This window comes from Coprococcus eutactus (assembly GCF_001404675.1).
GTDB classification, from domain to species: Bacteria; Bacillota; Clostridia; order Lachnospirales; family Lachnospiraceae; genus Coprococcus; species Coprococcus aceti.
In genome coordinates this window covers 353,918-369,831 of sequence record NZ_CYXU01000002.1, presented here as the reverse complement: position 1 = coordinate 369,831, position 15,914 = coordinate 353,918, and the positions used below count along the sequence as shown (strand labels likewise).

At 45.7% G+C, this 15,914-nt stretch carries 13 protein-coding genes; 2 read left to right on the top strand and 11 right to left on the bottom strand.

Annotated elements, in window-relative coordinates:
- Positions 1 to 88: 88 nt before the first annotated feature.
- The 5 genes from ARA78_RS05940 to ARA78_RS05920 form a co-directional block, all read right to left on the bottom strand.
- Positions 89 to 1,663: an ABC transporter substrate-binding protein gene (locus tag ARA78_RS05940; RefSeq protein ID WP_015534629.1), complete on the bottom strand. Its 1,575-nt coding sequence runs from the start codon at positions 1,661 to 1,663 to the stop codon at positions 89 to 91.
- 26 nt (positions 1,664 to 1,689) lie between these two features.
- Complete coding sequence (locus ARA78_RS05935; protein ID WP_055145094.1) at positions 1,690 to 3,039, bottom strand: aspartate aminotransferase family protein; 1,350 nt, start codon at positions 3,037 to 3,039, stop codon at positions 1,690 to 1,692.
- 336 nt (positions 3,040 to 3,375) lie between these two features.
- Positions 3,376 to 4,611 carry a beta-ketoacyl-ACP synthase II gene (gene fabF, locus ARA78_RS05930; RefSeq protein WP_022216985.1) on the bottom strand — a complete coding sequence of 412 codons (1,236 nt, stop codon included), beginning with the start codon at positions 4,609 to 4,611 and terminating at the stop codon, positions 3,376 to 3,378.
- A 123-nt stretch (positions 4,612 to 4,734) separates the two neighbouring features.
- The gene (locus tag ARA78_RS05925; protein WP_055280218.1) at positions 4,735 to 5,985 is read right to left on the bottom strand and encodes a glycoside hydrolase family 3 protein; all 1,251 of its coding nucleotides are present in this window, start codon (positions 5,983 to 5,985) and stop codon (positions 4,735 to 4,737) included.
- A gap of 20 nt (positions 5,986 to 6,005) precedes the next feature.
- Positions 6,006 to 6,341, bottom strand: a complete 336-nt coding sequence (locus ARA78_RS05920) for a cupin domain-containing protein (RefSeq protein WP_055272176.1) — start codon at positions 6,339 to 6,341, stop codon at positions 6,006 to 6,008.
- Between the two features lie 322 nt (positions 6,342 to 6,663).
- Here ARA78_RS05920 and ARA78_RS05915 point away from each other — a divergent pair, with 322 nt between their 5' ends.
- Positions 6,664 to 6,957 carry a helix-turn-helix domain-containing protein gene (locus ARA78_RS05915; protein WP_015534624.1) on the top strand — a complete coding sequence of 98 codons (294 nt, stop codon included), beginning with the start codon at positions 6,664 to 6,666 and terminating at the stop codon, positions 6,955 to 6,957.
- A 102-nt stretch (positions 6,958 to 7,059) separates the two neighbouring features.
- Here ARA78_RS05915 and fabG read toward each other — a convergent pair whose 3' ends face one another.
- From fabG to ARA78_RS05890, 5 genes are all read right to left on the bottom strand, one after another.
- Positions 7,060 to 7,800 (bottom strand): 3-oxoacyl-[acyl-carrier-protein] reductase, encoded by a 741-nt coding sequence (fabG, locus tag ARA78_RS05910; RefSeq protein WP_055280216.1) that lies wholly within the window; start codon positions 7,798 to 7,800, stop codon positions 7,060 to 7,062.
- Positions 7,793 to 8,716, bottom strand: a complete 924-nt coding sequence (fabD, locus tag ARA78_RS05905) for an ACP S-malonyltransferase (protein ID WP_055280214.1) — start codon at positions 8,714 to 8,716, stop codon at positions 7,793 to 7,795. Before fabD ends, fabG begins: the two co-directional genes overlap by 8 nt.
- Positions 8,717 to 9,255: 539 nt before the next feature.
- Positions 9,256 to 9,489: an acyl carrier protein gene (gene acpP / locus ARA78_RS05900; RefSeq protein WP_022216990.1), complete on the bottom strand. Its 234-nt coding sequence runs from the start codon at positions 9,487 to 9,489 to the stop codon at positions 9,256 to 9,258.
- Between the two features lie 110 nt (positions 9,490 to 9,599).
- A complete protein-coding gene (locus tag ARA78_RS05895) occupies positions 9,600 to 11,954 on the bottom strand; it encodes a hypothetical protein (protein WP_055280212.1) in 2,355 nt (784 codons plus the stop codon).
- Positions 11,955 to 12,011: 57 nt separating this feature from the next.
- Positions 12,012 to 14,129, bottom strand: a complete 2,118-nt coding sequence (locus ARA78_RS05890; protein ID WP_055224099.1) for an efflux RND transporter permease subunit — start codon at positions 14,127 to 14,129, stop codon at positions 12,012 to 12,014.
- A gap of 182 nt (positions 14,130 to 14,311) precedes the next feature.
- On the opposite strand from ARA78_RS05890, the gene ARA78_RS05885 reads away from it, so the two are divergent.
- Positions 14,312 to 14,944, top strand: coding sequence for a TetR/AcrR family transcriptional regulator (locus tag ARA78_RS05885; protein ID WP_055280210.1), 633 nt, complete (start codon positions 14,312 to 14,314; stop codon positions 14,942 to 14,944).
- Between the two features lie 335 nt (positions 14,945 to 15,279).
- Here the strand turns inward: ARA78_RS05885 and ARA78_RS05880 are convergent, their stop codons facing one another.
- Positions 15,280 to 15,831 carry a hypothetical protein gene (locus ARA78_RS05880; protein ID WP_055280207.1) on the bottom strand — a complete coding sequence of 184 codons (552 nt, stop codon included), beginning with the start codon at positions 15,829 to 15,831 and terminating at the stop codon, positions 15,280 to 15,282.
- Between the last annotated feature and the right edge of the window lie 83 nt (positions 15,832 to 15,914).

The following is a 15,914-nucleotide window of genomic DNA, read 5'->3' as shown; positions in this document are numbered from 1 at the left end:
TTTGATTTCCTCCCTTCTTAAAAAGGGCCACATGCTGTATCCTTACACATGCAGCCCCTTTTTGTGAATCTAATATATTGCTATGCGCTTACTCTTTTGTGACATTTGTGAAGATATAATCTGCACCACTTGTGTACTCAAGACCCTTGACATTTGATCTTACTCCGAAGATAGTCATGGACTTGATGATAGGGATATCAGGCATCTCCTCTGCCAGGGCCGGAAGGTACTCGTCCTGAAGGATCTGCTTTCTCTTATCTGGGTCTGTCTCAGTTGCGAATCTGTCCATGATGTCCTGAAGCTCTGCCGTAGGCTCATAGTGGCTGATTCGACCTGCTGCATACCATGAATTCAGCTTCAGCTCAGGCTCGATACCTGATGGCTGCCATCCACAGTCGATCATGTAGCAAGGAGTTTCTTCATATAACACATCGCCCCATGATGAAGTATCAAGTGGAACGACCTTACAGTTGATACCGACAGCCTGTAAACAAGCTGCAATGTACTCGTAATATTCCTTTGTCTTAGGGTAAAAACCAACGGATGTGTAGATGTTGAGCTCTGGAAGGCCCTCGCCATTCTCATAGCCGGCTTCCTTCAGGCACTCTGCAGCCTTCTCAGGATCGTACTCGCCGACACCACCTACAGCCTTGTAGCCCCATATAGTTGAGGAGATAAAGCTGTCTGCCTTCTCTGCATATCCGCCAAATATATCATTTACGATTCCGTCATAATCGATCGCGTAGGCTATCGCCTTTCTGACGAGCTTCTCATTCATAGGCGGCATCTTGAACTTTGGAATAAGGTGCTTACACTCTGTGGTGAGGAACTTGTCAACCACGATATTGCTGTCTGACTCAAGCACAGACACCGCATCGGAATCAACACGCTCGATGACATCGGCCTCACCTGACTGCAATGCTGACAGACGTGTTGTGGCATCCGCAACGTACTTGTACTCGATCTTCTTTATCTTAGGAAGAGTTCCCCAGTAATCGTCGAACAGCTCATATGTCGCTGTATCGTTCTCAAAGCTTACCATCTTGTATGGGCCGGTTCCGTTGTATCTCTTATCCAGAGTGTTCTCAGGATCTGCAAGATCGTCAGCGGACATTATCGGAGTTGAACAAAGCATGTTGACCAGAGAGCCAAGAGGCTTTCCCGATGCCGGAGTTATGGTAAATGTATAATCGTCTATGACCTTACACTTTAACTCATCTGCCCACCATGAACCGGATACGTTCTGTGAGCTTGAATATGCCTCACATGATGCTGCGGCATCCTCTGCGGTAAAGTCTGAACCGTCGTGGAACTTTACGCCCTCACGAAGCTTGACCGTCAAGACTGTCTGACTGTCGTCATATGACCACTCAGTAGCAAGATTAGGCTGTGGCTCCTGTGTCTTCTCATCCATGACCAGTAGATGTTCCAGAGCTATGGCCTCTGCGTGAAGCATCATCGTGGAAGTGTGCTTCAGTGGGCTGAGTGATGCCTGCCAGTTCTCTGCTCCCAGGATCACCAGTGTGTCCTTGTCCGTCTTGGACTCAGAGCTTGTTGTCACTGCCTGTGTGCTCCCATCTGTACTTCCTCCAGAGCTTCCACATGCAGTCACCGTAAGTGCCAGTGCGGCTGCCAAAAGTATTGAGCAAATCTTCTTTTTCATAATTCTTCCTCCTTTTCGTGTGTTATCTATGACTCAAGCTGATGCAGACATTTATCGAGGGTTGATGCTATCCAGTCGATATCGCACTCCTGGAATGCCATAGGCGGACGAAGCTTTAAGACATTTCCATAAGGGCCTGCAACAGAAGTCAGTACATTGTTGTCTCGCAGAAGTTCGATGGCATCCAGTGCCTTCTGCTGATCCGGAGTCTTCTTGCCGTCATTCTTCGCAAGCTCAAATCCAATGAACAGGCCTGCGCCTCTGACGTCTCCCACAGAATCAGGATGTCTGTCCTTTACCTCCTGCAATGCTTTCAGAAGCTTTGCACCGACCACCTTGCAATGCTCCTGCAGATTTTCTTCTTTTATGACATTAAGCACAGCCTGTGCGGCTGCGATAGCCACTGGATTTCCTCCAAATGTATTGAAATATGGAAGTTTGTCGCTGAATGCGGCGAGTACCTCATGCTTGGCGGCAAGTCCTGATATCGGGATTCCGTTACCCATAGGCTTTCCTGTTGTCACCATGTCAGGTATGATCCCATGTCTGGCGAATCCCCAGAACGCATCTCCCGTTCTTGCAAATCCCGGCTGCACCTCATCAGCTATGAATACACCGCCATTCTTATGTACCACATCGATGGCCGTCTCCAGGAAACCGACCGGATTCGGATGTACTCCATCTGATGAGAATATAGAATCTGCAAGGAAGCATGAGAACTTATATCCTGCTGCCTCCAGCTCATCGATCTTCTTCTGCATCTCTCCTGAGTACCATGCGGTGAACTCCTCAGGTGTACCGCCATGTCTGTAATAGTCAGGTGTCTCAATGAGTCTTACATTCGGAAGCAGTGGCTGCTCACTTCCAAGGGCTGGTGAACATCCAGATGTCAGAGCACTTGTTCCGTGGTACGCCTCCCTTGAAACTATGATTCCGGTGCCGCCCGTGTATTCCTGTGCCACTCGGAGTGCCAGGTCATTTGCCTCAGAACCGGTACACATGAACATTATCTTGTCTATCTCGTCCGGCATCATCTTCAGCAGATCCTCACTGTAATCAATGATCCTCTCATGCAGATAACGTGTGTGGGTATTTAAAAGCTTCATCTGCTCTGTAACTGCCTCGACCACAGCAGGATGGCAATGACCGATTCCTGCCACATTGTTGTACATGTCCAGATATTTATTCCCCTCTGCATCCCAGAGGTACTGTCCCTGTCCTCTCACAAGGTTGACCGGCTTTCTATAGAAAAGTCTGTATGCACCACCCATCCATTTCTCACGGCGGTTTATCATATCCCTTGTCGTGTTACTGAGCAGTGAACTGTAGTCATCACTGTAGCTGTTAGTGTCCATAATGCTTGATTTAGTAGCCATATTCCACCTCCAAAAGATTTCCCTGTTAAAACAAAAGGGGCACAGAGATGAAACTTTACAGTTCTATCTCCGTGCCCCTTTGCACTCTAAAATCAGATACGCGCTTCTGTTTTGCTTTGTATCATAGCCACGCCATGTGGGATTGTCAACACATTTTGTGGGTTTTTCTGGTTTTCATTTGTTTTTCATGTTTTTTTGTGTTGTTTTGTGGTTTTATTAGTTTATGTCCCCCAAATATTTATTTTATTAACCTGGGACAGCGCACAAAAAAACATCACCCCTGTGTCTGAAGTGATGTTTTCCTGTTATATGTAATTATCAGTAATCCTGCCTGTATTATGCCTCGAACTTCTTCACAAGTATACTTGCGTTGTGTCCGCCAAATCCCAGTGAGTTGCTGAGCGCATATGTAATATCCTTGTGTACACCCTCGCCCATGGTGTAGTTGAGATCCATCTCACCCTCTGTCTCGCGGAGACCAACTGTTGGATGGATGTATGAATCCTCTATGGACTTCACACATGTTATGAACTCAACTGCTCCGGCAGCTCCAAACAGATGTCCTATCATGGACTTTGTGGAATTGATGTTCACGTTGTATGCGTCATCGCCCATAGCATACTTGATGGCTCTTGTCTCAAAGAGGTCATTGTGATGGGTACTTGTTCCATGTGCGTTGATGTAGTCAACGTCAGCAGGTGTGATTCCGGCCTCCTCCATGGCAAGCTTCATGGCACGTCCTGCACCACTTCCATCCTCCTTAGGGGATGTGATGTGATATGCATCACAGGTTGAACCATATCCGACTACCTCAGCCAGGATCTGGGCACCTCTCGCCTGAGCATGCTCAAGTGACTCAAGTACAACAACTCCTGCGCCCTCTGCTATTACAAATCCACATCTGTCCTTGTCAAATGGTATGGACGCTCTCATAGGATCCTCTGCACTTGAAAGCGCTGTCATTGAGATAAATCCTGATACATTTGTCTCGCAGATAGGTGACTCTGCACCACCTGCAACCATGACATCGGCCTCTCCTGCCTGTATATATCTGTAAGCCTCTCCTATAGAGTTTGTTCCTGTGGCACAGGCTGTAACTATGTCAGTACATTTGCCCTCAAGGCCAAACTGTATTGCAACATTGCCCGCAGCCATGTTGGATATCATCATAGGAACCATCATTACACTGACTCTGTTTGCTTTGCCCTCTACAACCTTCTTGTGCTCCTTCTCTATGGTTGCCACACCGCCAAGTCCGTTTCCTATACATGTTCCGATCCTTGTTCTGTCTTCCTTCTCAAGGTCAAGACCTGCATCCTTGATCGCCTCGCCTGTAGCTGCTATGGCATACTGACAAAATGGCTCCATACGTCTTGCCGCCTTTGGATCCATATACTGCTTTGGATCAAAGTTCTTCACCTCAGCAGCAAGCTTGCACTTGTAATCGCTGACATCAAACTTTGTGATCTCTCCGATACCAACTGTATTCTTCTTTATATTATCCCAGAATTCTTCTACACTGTTTCCTATAGGTGTCACAGCACCCATGCCTGTTACAACTACTCTTTTCATCTCATACCTCGTATTTTTCATTCTATCTGCTGACAGTGCATTTTTGCACCCCAGATAAAAATAATTTTACCACAATGTAATATATATAACAAGGTTAAATAGTTTTGATTACTACATAGTTTGCTATTTGAGCAGTCCGCGGCTCTCCTTCAGGGTGAGTATCCTTCGGACGCTCTCGTCTATCCTGTCCTCTGACAGCTCGCCGTCCGCCACTGCCTGTTCTATGGAATTCACCGCCGACGCCATATCCTTCGGCTGCAGTATCATATCCATTCCGGCTTTTACCGACATCACTACCGCATCATCCACACTGTAATTGTCCGCTATGGATTCCATCTCAAATGAATCGGTTATGGCAACTCCTTCAAACTTCAGTTCATCCCTAAGAATACCGGTCGCTATCTTGTATGAGAGAGTGGCTGGAACCTCGTCTATATCCGGGACGATCAGATGTCCGACCATGACAAATTCTGCCCCCGCCTCTATACCCGACCTGAACGGCTGCATCTCATCCGCCATAATCTCTTCCTTTGTTCTATGCACATAGGCACTGCTATAATGTGAGTCCTCCGCCGTGTCTCCATGCCCCGGGAAATGCTTCAGGGTGCACATGACTCCTCCGTCGTTGAAGCCCTTCACCGCATTTCCAACGAGTTCTGCCGCCTGGGCGTAGTCATCACTGTATGCGCGCTCGCCGATAACCGTATTGTCTGGGTTCGACCATACGTCCGCCACCGGCGCAAAGTCGAGATTGAAGCCAAGCGCCGACATATCATTTGCTATGGTGTATGCGTTCTCATATGCCGTTTCGTCTCCGTCGTCCTTGTAATAGTACATGGAGCCTATATATGTGGTTCCGACAGTATCCATCAGGCGGTTTACCACGCCGCCCTCCTCGTCGGTCGCCACAAATAATCCTATACTGCTGTCCTTCTGGGAGTTGTCGATCATCTCCTTCACCTGATCCTGACTCTCAAGGTTCTTCGCAAAGTACACGATACCGCCAACAGGATAATTCTCCAGAGCCTGTCTGGTCGCATCCCCTGCCACAGTCACGCCGTCCTCTCCCGTGAGCTCCTCCGGAGTCACAAACATCATCTGACAGACCTTTTCATGAAGCGTCATCCCAGCAAGTGTCTCATCCACCAGACTCGGCTTCTCCTCCTCGGTCACCTCCGTCGTTTCCTGGCTATCCGCGGTCTGCTCTTCTGTCGTAGTTCCGCTCTCCGTGACATCAGCAGCTACGCCTGTATTTCCATTGTCATTTTCTACGTGGCCTCCGGCTTTCCCCGCGCTGCCTCTCAGCATGAAGATTCCCCATATTCCGGCTGCCAGACACACCATTACGATCAATACCACAAGTGCTTTTTTCATTGGTTTTCTCCGTGATTCAATTACAACTGGAACACAACCACCAGAAGCATCTTGAACTGCTCCTTGCCGTATACGGCATGTGGATGCTTTGCAGGCATTACTATTGACTCGCCCTCGTGGAGTTCATACTTGACACCGTCTATTGTCACCTCGCCCACACCGTCAAGGCACGTCACAAATGCATCTCCGTCAGACTCGTGTGTGCTGATCTCCTCATCCTTGTCAAATGCAAATAAGGTTATACTCATGCATACATTCTGGGCAAGTGTCTTACTTACGACCTGTCCCTCCTGATATGCCACCTGATCCTTGAGCTTAAGTACCTCTGACTGTGTGATATTCTTCATGATTCCCATGTTCGTTACCTCCTGATATATTCTGATATATTGTTCGCTTATAGTATTATTCCACTTTTTAGTATTCTAGTATGTTGAAAAATCAACGTACTAGAATTGTTGTAATGATTTATTATGACATTTGTACGAATCAAAACAACCTGGCATGCACACATTACTATCAGAGTACATCTGATCAATAACAAATGCCCAAAATATGGCAAAAAAAGCCATTTTTCTATTATAAGTATAGTTTTATCTTTTGTAAACCCAATACCATTCAGCTATTATTAATTAGTGAGGGTCACTACGTTTTTTTGGATTTAAAGGAGCTCTGATTATTATGATAGGTGAACAATTAAGAACACTGCGCACCGCGAACAAGATGACACAGAAAGAGCTTGCAGGGGAGTTATCAGTGGCATTCCAGACTATAAGCAATTGGGAGAACAATTCCATCGACCCGTCTGTGAGCATGATTCTCCGCATCGCTGAATATTTCAACTGCTCCACTGATTATCTTCTCAAAGGGGATGATTCAAGTGCCAAGTATATTGATACAACCCAGTTGACAGAACATCAGCACGCACAGCTTCTTGGGCTTGCAAAGGAATTCTCCAAACTGAACAAGAAATAAAATATAACTTTATAATGTTCATATTACAGATACAGGGTATCACAACATTGTTGCGATACCCTGTTTTCTATTTGTATTATTCCAGATCGTGATCTGTATATCCTACAGGCTCATGCCACCGTCAACCTTGATGACCTGACCTGTTATGTATGATGCCTTATCTGAAGCAAGGAATGCTGCTGTCTCAGCGATGTCTGATACTTCACCAAGTCTCTTGACTGTGATATGGTCAAGCATAGCCTCCTTTGCCTTGTCTGAGAGTGCATCTGTCATGTCTGTCTTGATGAATCCAGGAGCGATGGCGTTCGCTGTGATTCCACGGCTTCCGAGCTCCTTGGCTATAGACTTGGTGATACCTATAACACCAGCCTTGGATGCTGCGTAGTTCACCTGTCCTGCATTTCCCTCTATACCTACTACGGATGACATGTTGATGATACGTCCGTACTTCTGCTTCATCATGGTTCTGTACACATGCTTGATACAGTTGAATGTACCCTTGAGGTTGATATTGATAACATCGTCGAAATCAGCCTCCTTCATTCCAAGTACAAGATTGTCTCTTGTGATTCCCGCATTGTTCACGAGAATATCTATTCTTCCATATGTAGCAACTGCGAACTTCATGAGTGCCTCAGCCTCAGCGAAATCTGCAACATTTGCCTTGAATGCAACTGCCTCTCCGCCTGCTGCCTTGATCTCCTCAACCAGGCTGTTTGCACGCTCCTCTGAGCCATTGAAGTTTACTACTACCTTTGCGCCATATCCGGCAAATGTCTTTGCTATCTCATGTCCGATACCTCTTCCGGCACCTGTTACTACTGCTACCTTATCCTTAAGCATTCAGTTCCTCCAATTTCGCTAAATCGTCTACAGTTGCAATATTTATACTCTTTACCTCTCTGTTGATCTTCTTCATGAAGCCTGTGAGAGTCTTGCCCGGGCCGACCTCGATAAATGTGTCAACACCGTCAGCTATCATGTTCTCTATTGTCTGCTGCCATCTTACTGATGAATACACCTGTCTCTTCAGAAGCTCTTTTACCTTGGCTGCGTCTGTGATCTCCTCTGCGTCTGCATTGCAGTAGTAAGGTGCAAAATCATCTGCTATTTTGATATCCTGAAGGAAGTCGTAAAGTTTCTCACCTGCAGGCACAAGCATCTGTGAGTGGAAAGGACCACTTACGTTAAGTGGGATAACTCTCTTGGCTCCAGCCTCTGCAAGTGCTGCTGATGCTGCCTTAACAGCCTCTGCCTCACCTGATATAACGATCTGTCCAGGACAGTTGTAGTTTGCTATCTGTACCTTGCCAGGTGTGTTCTCACATATCTCGGCAATCTTGTCAGCGTCCATAGCTATGACTGCTGCCATTCCGCCCATTCCGAGAGGTACTTCGTTCTGCATGAGGATACCTCTTCTTCTAACTGTCTTGATGCCGTCAGCGAGAGTCATGGCTCCTGCTGCAACAAGTGCGCTGTACTCACCGAGTGAGAGTCCTGCAAATACATCAGCCTTGAGACCTGCGTTCTTCAGGTGCTCATATATGGCAACCTCTGCAGCAACCATGGCCGGCTGTGTGTACTCTGTCTTGTTGATGTCATCGTTCTCCTCGAAACAGATCTTCTTAAGCTCTATATCCAGAACGTCATCTGCCTCGTCAAATACCTTCTTGCTGTCCTCAAAGTTGTCATAAAAATCCTTTGCCATGCCCACATACTGTGCGCCCTGGCCTGGGAATATAACTGCTGTCTTACCCATTTCTTTTTTACCGCCTTTATTATATTTTGTAATTGATTTACATTCGCATATCATTGATGTCTGTCTGTACTGGATTTTATCAACCATCTCCTATGCTACATCCAGAAGCCAAGTCAGCCATCCCTTATTATAGAACAGGGCTCCGCAAATCGCAAGGTCAAGAATTAATACTGCGTTAATACTTCAGCTTGCTCCGCACTTCGTGCTCCCGCAATCTGCCGCGCTTCATTCACACTCCGGCCTGTCAGCCTCCATGTTTCATATACCGCTTAACCGCCAAATGATGCCGGATTTTTTCGAGCGAGCTCGAAAATCCGGCATCGCTTGGCGGTGTATTAACGCACAAAAAAAGCACATGCCATCAAGCCCCACGGCTCAAAGCATCTGCTGTAAATCAACTCTCATATAATATATATAACCTTGGATGGTCAGTCAGGACTCATGTCCTGGCTGGCTACCAAAGTTATGTCATGTCCGATACATGACAACTTTGAATAACAAATGTATTCAAAACAGTCCAATCTGTTCAGTTAGCAATATTACTCCTCAACACCCTTGCTCTTAAGGTAGTTAAGTACGTCCTCAAATGTAGCTACGTCATCGAGCTCCTCAGCAGGGATCTCAACATCGAACTCATCCTCAAGCTTCATAACGATCTCGTAAAGATCAAGTGAATCAACACCAAGATCATCCTTGAAGTTTGTGTCAAGCTTCATCTCGTCCTGTGAAACTCCTAACTGCTCCTCGAATATTGCCTTAACCTTATCAAACATGTTCTAATCCTCCTAAACTATAGTAAATGTTACCATTATCCTCACGGACGCTTATACTATAACCTAAGGCTACAGTAAAGTCAACACGAAGATTTTCATTGTTTTTTCGCTTATTTTTCAGCGTCAGACTTGATCGCACCTGTCTCATATATGAACTTAACTGTGCTCTTTGTACCATCGATCGTACCTGTGAAACTTGTGTAAGTTGTATCGTCTGAGAAGAGTGCCTCTATATAATCAATGTCTGCCTGATAGTTGCCTGCAAACAGCTTTGTGATCTTCTTGATACCCTCTTCGTTGAACTGCTTCATTCCATCGCTGAGAGTCTTTGAACCTGTTACAAGCTCCTTTGCTCCGTCATCCAGAGTCTTGCTTCCGCTGTCAAGCTGTGATGCTCCATCACTGAGGGTCTTTGCTCCTGCTGCGATCTGGCCTGCACTTGAATCAAGAGTTCCTGCCGCTGTCTTTAACTGGCTGCTTCCATTTGCCAGTGTTAAGCTTCCCTGATACAGTGTGTTCATATTTGTTGATATTGTAGCTGCTCCATCGCTGAGAGTCTTTGTACCCTTCTTGAGCGCTGCCGCACCTCTTGAGAGATCTCCGGTTCCCTTTGCGATTGCCTTGACACCTGCATATGCGGAATCGATTCCTGTTGAAATGCTTGAAGCACCGTCACTGATGGTCTTGAGTCCTGTTGACAGCTCGCCCATCTTGGTATCCAGTGTCTCAGCACCCTGCTGTAATGCTGTTATCTGTGCTGTTGTCTCCTCTGAAGTCAAAGTAGCTGTGAGGGTCGTTCCTATCTGATCGATCGCATTGAGAGCACCCTTTGCCTTTGCAAGGCCTGTGTACTGTGCAAAATATGCATCGTATGTTCCATCGCCCTTTGCCGCATCCAGAGTAGTCTTACCTAGTGCAAGTGCTCCTTCAAGCTGTGACATAGCCGCATCTATTCCGGCCTCGCTTGTTATGGAACCGCCGAGCTGGCTGTATACATTTGACTGAGCCTGGCTTACGATCTGTGATGGCATTCCTGTCAGCATGGTGATCAATGTGTTCACACCATTATTGAGCTCTGTAGCGCCCTTTGCAAGTGCCTGTGAACCTGCATATGCATTGCTTGCTCCTGATGCCAGTGAGCTTGCGCCCTTGGAAAGTCCAGGATTGCTGTCTGTTCCCTCAAAGCCTGCCTGAAGTTCCTTTGCACCACTGTTCAGCTTGTCAGCTCCGCTCTTGAGTGTGCCAACGCTTGTATCGACTGTCTTTGCTCCTGTTGCCAGTGTCTTTGCACCATCGTTGAGAGCTGATGAACCATCCTTTATAGACTTGATTCCATCGTCCAGAGTTCCCATGGCTGTTGATATCTGTGAAGTACCTGCTGCAAGCTGGCTTGTGTAAGTCTCAAGTGAAGCTGCACCGTCTGCCAGTGTGTCAGCGCCCTTCTTCAATGAGTAAGTACCATTCTTCAGAGTCTCCAAACCATTTGTGATCTTTCCTGAACCCTCCTCGAGCTGATCTGCAGAATCACCGAGCTGATCTACGCTGTCTGTGAGTGAGCTCACATCTGCCTTGTCCTCAACCTCGTCTATGGCATCCTCTGCGCTTGATCCAAGAAGGTCACTTGCTGCAACCGTCATGGTCATTGAGAGCTCGAAGTCTGTGACATCCGCTGTAACCTCAACATAATCAGGTACATCTATGTTATCAAGTGCTGTCTCTATCTTGCTGTCATTTATACCATCCTGTAAGCACTGCTTGAATCCAGGAACTGCATATCCGACTACGATCTGGTTGCTTCCCTCTGAGATGACCTTACCATTCTCAACCTGAACGTTTGAGAACTTATCTACAGGAAGGATCATTCCTGAGAGCATTACAAATGGTGAGATGACCTCTGTATTCTTGCTGTCCACTGTGACTGTCTTCTTGGTGTTGTTGGTATAATCAAATCTGATGGTGACCTTACCGCTCTTGCCTGCAAGCTCTGAAGGCTCTATCTCCTCGCCGTCCAGCTTGTATGTTACCTTTACGTCAACAGGGAGCTCCTCATTTGACTTGCCCTGATAGTAGATATCTGATCCATTTGCAGCCCATGTTATAGTGCCATCGCCGTTGTCCTTGTATTCCTCATAGCCCTTCACGTTCTGGATGTCTGTGAGGTTTGTCTTGTCGTTGAGTCCCTCTGCACCGTCTGAGTTCTTCAGCCATGTGCTGACTGTAACGTCATTTGCATTTCCATTTGCATCGGCAAGGACATATACTGTCTCTTCCTTGTCTGCGTCAGATGCGCCATCCTTGGATATCTCAGATGTAAGTGCATCCTGAAGTGTGTCTGACTCGCTCTCGGTTGTAGCCTCGGCCTTGTCTGAGGATGAGCTGTCATTTGTATCTCCGCATCCTGTTGCCAGTGATGCCATCATAACTGCTGATAATGCAACACATATATATTTCTTCCATTTGATCATATTATTACCTCTTTTCATAGATTACAAAAGTTCCGTAGTTACATCTGTTTATAACTGCTATGCCTGAGTGGCTGCAGTGTCCTCATCGCTAACCTTCGCTGATGGTCCATCCATCAGGTTCTTCCTGTATCTGAACATGATGACCTTATCGAAGAGCATCAGTGCTGATGGAAGCATCAGGATAACTGCACACATACTTATGAGTGCTCCACGAGCCATAAGTGTACACAGCGCGCTGATCATATCTATATCTGAGTAAAGACCTACGCCAAATGTTGCAGCGAAGAATGAAAGTGCGCTGACAACTATGGACTGTACTGACTCCTGGCATGCTGTTGCCACGGCGTCAAACTTTCTGTATCCGTTCAGTCTGTTTCTCTTGTACTTCGTTGTCATCAGTATGGCGTAATCAACCGTCGCGCCGAGCTGGATAGTACCGATAACTATTGAAGCTATGAACGGTATCTCTGTTCCGGTGAAGCAAGGGATACCCATGTTGATGAATATCGCAAACTCTATGACTGCCACAAGTACGATTGGCAGTGATATTGAACCGAATACACAGAGGATGATGATGAATATCGCTCCGATGGATACTGTACTTACAGATGCGAAATCCTTATCTGTTATAGTGATAAGATCCTTTGTACAAGGAGCCTCACCAACCAGCATGTTCTTCTCGTTGTATGAATCGATGGTATTATTGATCTCTGTACACTGATTGTTAACCTCATCTGAAGCAACCTCATACTCTGATCCGACGAGTATCAACTGCCAGTCATCGCTCTTGAGCGCCTCTGTGACATCTGAAGGTATGAAGTCGGTTGGAATACCTGCTCCAATGATGCTGTCAAGTCCGAGACAGAACTTAACTCCATCGATGTTCTCGATATCTGACATCATGTTTCTTGTGTCCTTGTCACTCTGATCATTTGTGACAAGTATCATATGTGTTGAATTCATGTTGAATACCTCAGCCAGCTCTGTGTTGGCCTGAACACTCTCCAGGCTGTCTGGAAGTGATGAATCCAGCTTGTAATAAACCTTTGTATGATTGTATCCGTATATTGCAGGGATCAGGATGATCACGAACAATACAAGGAATACTTTGTAGTGCTTAGCTATGAATTTTCCTACTCCCTTGAACTCTGGAAGTATTGCTCTGTGTGTTGTCTTCTCTATCGCCTTGTCAAATACAAGGATGAGTGATGGAAGTATCGTTACACATGCGATAACTCCGAGTACGACACCCTTTGCCATGACGATACCAAGGTCAAGTCCGAGGGTAAAGCTCATGAAGCACAGTGCAACGAATCCGGCAACTGTTGTTATGGAACTTCCCACAACTGATGATATTGTCTCTGCGATGGCGTGTGCCATAGCCTCTTTCTTATCCGTGTATTCCTTCTGCTGTGCCTTGTAGCTGTGCCACAGGAATATGGAGTAATCCATTGTAACTCCGAGCTGAAGTACCGCAGCCAGCGCCTTTGTTATGTATGATACCTGACCCATGAGGATATTTGATCCAAGGTTGTACACGATCGCCATTCCTATACTTGCAAGGAAGAGTACCGGGATCATGATAGAGTCCATTGTGATCGCCAGGATGATACTACTCAGGATAACCGCTATAAGTACGTATATCGGGGTTTCCTTCTCTGACAGCTTCTTGGTATCGACGACAACCGCTGACATACCGGACAGGAAGCACTGCTTGTTTGATATGCTTCTTATCTCCTCGATGGCATCCATTGTGCCGTCCGCCGATGTGGTATCATCAAATATGATGGCCATCATGGTGGCATTCTTTTCGTCATTATTAAATGCATCATAAAGGCTTTCAGGAAGCATATCCTTTGGTACTGACAGGTCTGCAAAGCTGTCATACCATATAACCTTTGATACATGGTCTACTTTTTCAATCTTTGATTTCAGTGCGGATACATCTTTGTCTTCCATCCCCTCTACCACATACAGCGAGAAGGCTCCTGTACCGAACTGGTCAACCAGTATATCCTGACCTTCCATGGTCTCGATATCCTTCGGAAGATATGACAGAATATCGTAGTTTACCCTGGTCTTGATATAACCGTATGCCGCTGGTATGAGAAGAACTAAGCTGAGAATCAGTATTACGACCCTCGCACTTACTATCTTTTCTCCTAGTTTTAACATAGCCATAACATCTCCTTTTTCTATTCTGTGGTGGATTATACAACCTGATATTTCTTAAATAAACTACCCAAAATACGAAAACGTTTACATTTTGTTACAAATATGCTAATCTGTAACAAACGTTTGAACACATATTCAAAATTGATTATAAACAAATTATAAACTGAGGGAGGTTTGGGAAAGTGCCTAATCCAAGCGAGGAAAAGACTGAAGATAAAATTATCAAAAGCTTCAAAAAGCTTGTAAACGAATATTCCTTTGATAAGATCACTGTCACGATGATCGCTGAAGACGTTGGAATATCAAGACCGATATTCTACAGACATTTTAAAGACAAATATGAGCTGATGGATTACATGCTCTACAATGAGGTGACCAAGGAACTGGAGATACTGCTTGAGCACAACATGATCCTTGAGGCCATAAAATATCTCTTCACACACATTATTAATGAAGCGAAGCTTTACAGAAAGCTTTTTGAGACAACCGGGCAGAACAGCTTTGAGCAGGTCATGATCGAACAGTTCACCAGTTTCTTCAAGGAACACCTGAAGATATTTGACACGGATCAGATTCCTGACAATCCTATGCTGTCTCCTCTTATTATATGTAAGTATCTGGTAATGGGTCTCACCGTTGCCATCAAGGGATACCTGAACAGCCCTGAGATCACTAGTATCAACGTGGATCAGGCTGTGGAGGCTTATTACTTCCTGGTGTCACACTCCATATTCGAACTTACCAAGGAGAATTTCCGGCCGAAGCTGTTCCAGGCGGTGGATCGAAATTACATTACGCTGCCTTCCAAGAATTAACTGCCGGACGCCCATGGGTGCTGAGACGGACGCCCATAGGTGCTGACGAGGGATTGTGCCCATCCGGGAAAGCGCAAAAAGCCTACACGGTGGTAATCTACTTTTTCGTTAACACCTATGGGCTGGTTTTTTATAGCATTAAATTACACTATATGTCATTTAATATTTTCATAATTATACAATTCCTCCTTATTCCTTCTTTTCCGTTTACTTCTATGTTTTCGCTGCATGATGCATTCTGATTTTACTTCCGGCAGTTATTGGAAGCATGTGGAATTACAAAACTTGAAAATACAGGTTGCCAGTTACATATACATACGTCCTTATACCTCTTATCATTTAGCCTCTGACTGTAATCTGGCTTGATATATCTCGTTATTTCGGATGATCTCGTCAGCGGTGCACGGCATGTAGTTGTTGATCATGCAGCCTACATTGTAAGCACGTCCCTGGCCGGTCATGAAGCTGTACACTTCAGGACTGCTCTTGTGGATATGTCCATAGAAATGGTATGCCCCGCTTTTCTTCTTATTCCACTCAGCTATCGGAAAGTGACACATAACTATCAGCTTACCTCTGTCGCTCACATAGTCCATCTTCTGTATATCGTCGAAGTAGGACTGCAGCTTCTCACTTCCCATTATTACCTGATCGTGATTGCCAAGGATGAGGCGCTTGTGTCCTTTAAGTCTTGCAAGGATCGGCTCCGGATCTTTCAATTTAAAGCAGAAATCCCCGAGAATATACACTGTATCATTCTTTCCTACCCTGCTGTTCCAGTTATGTATCATTCCATCAGCCATATCATCCACATCTTTAAATGGTCTCTCATCAAATTTTATAGCATTTGCATGTCCAAAATGAAGATCTGACGTATAAAATATCATACAATATCACCTCTCATTCCTACTCAGCGTACCATGTAAATATATGCAGCAGCCTGGATAATTTTCTATGTCTGGCTGCTGCC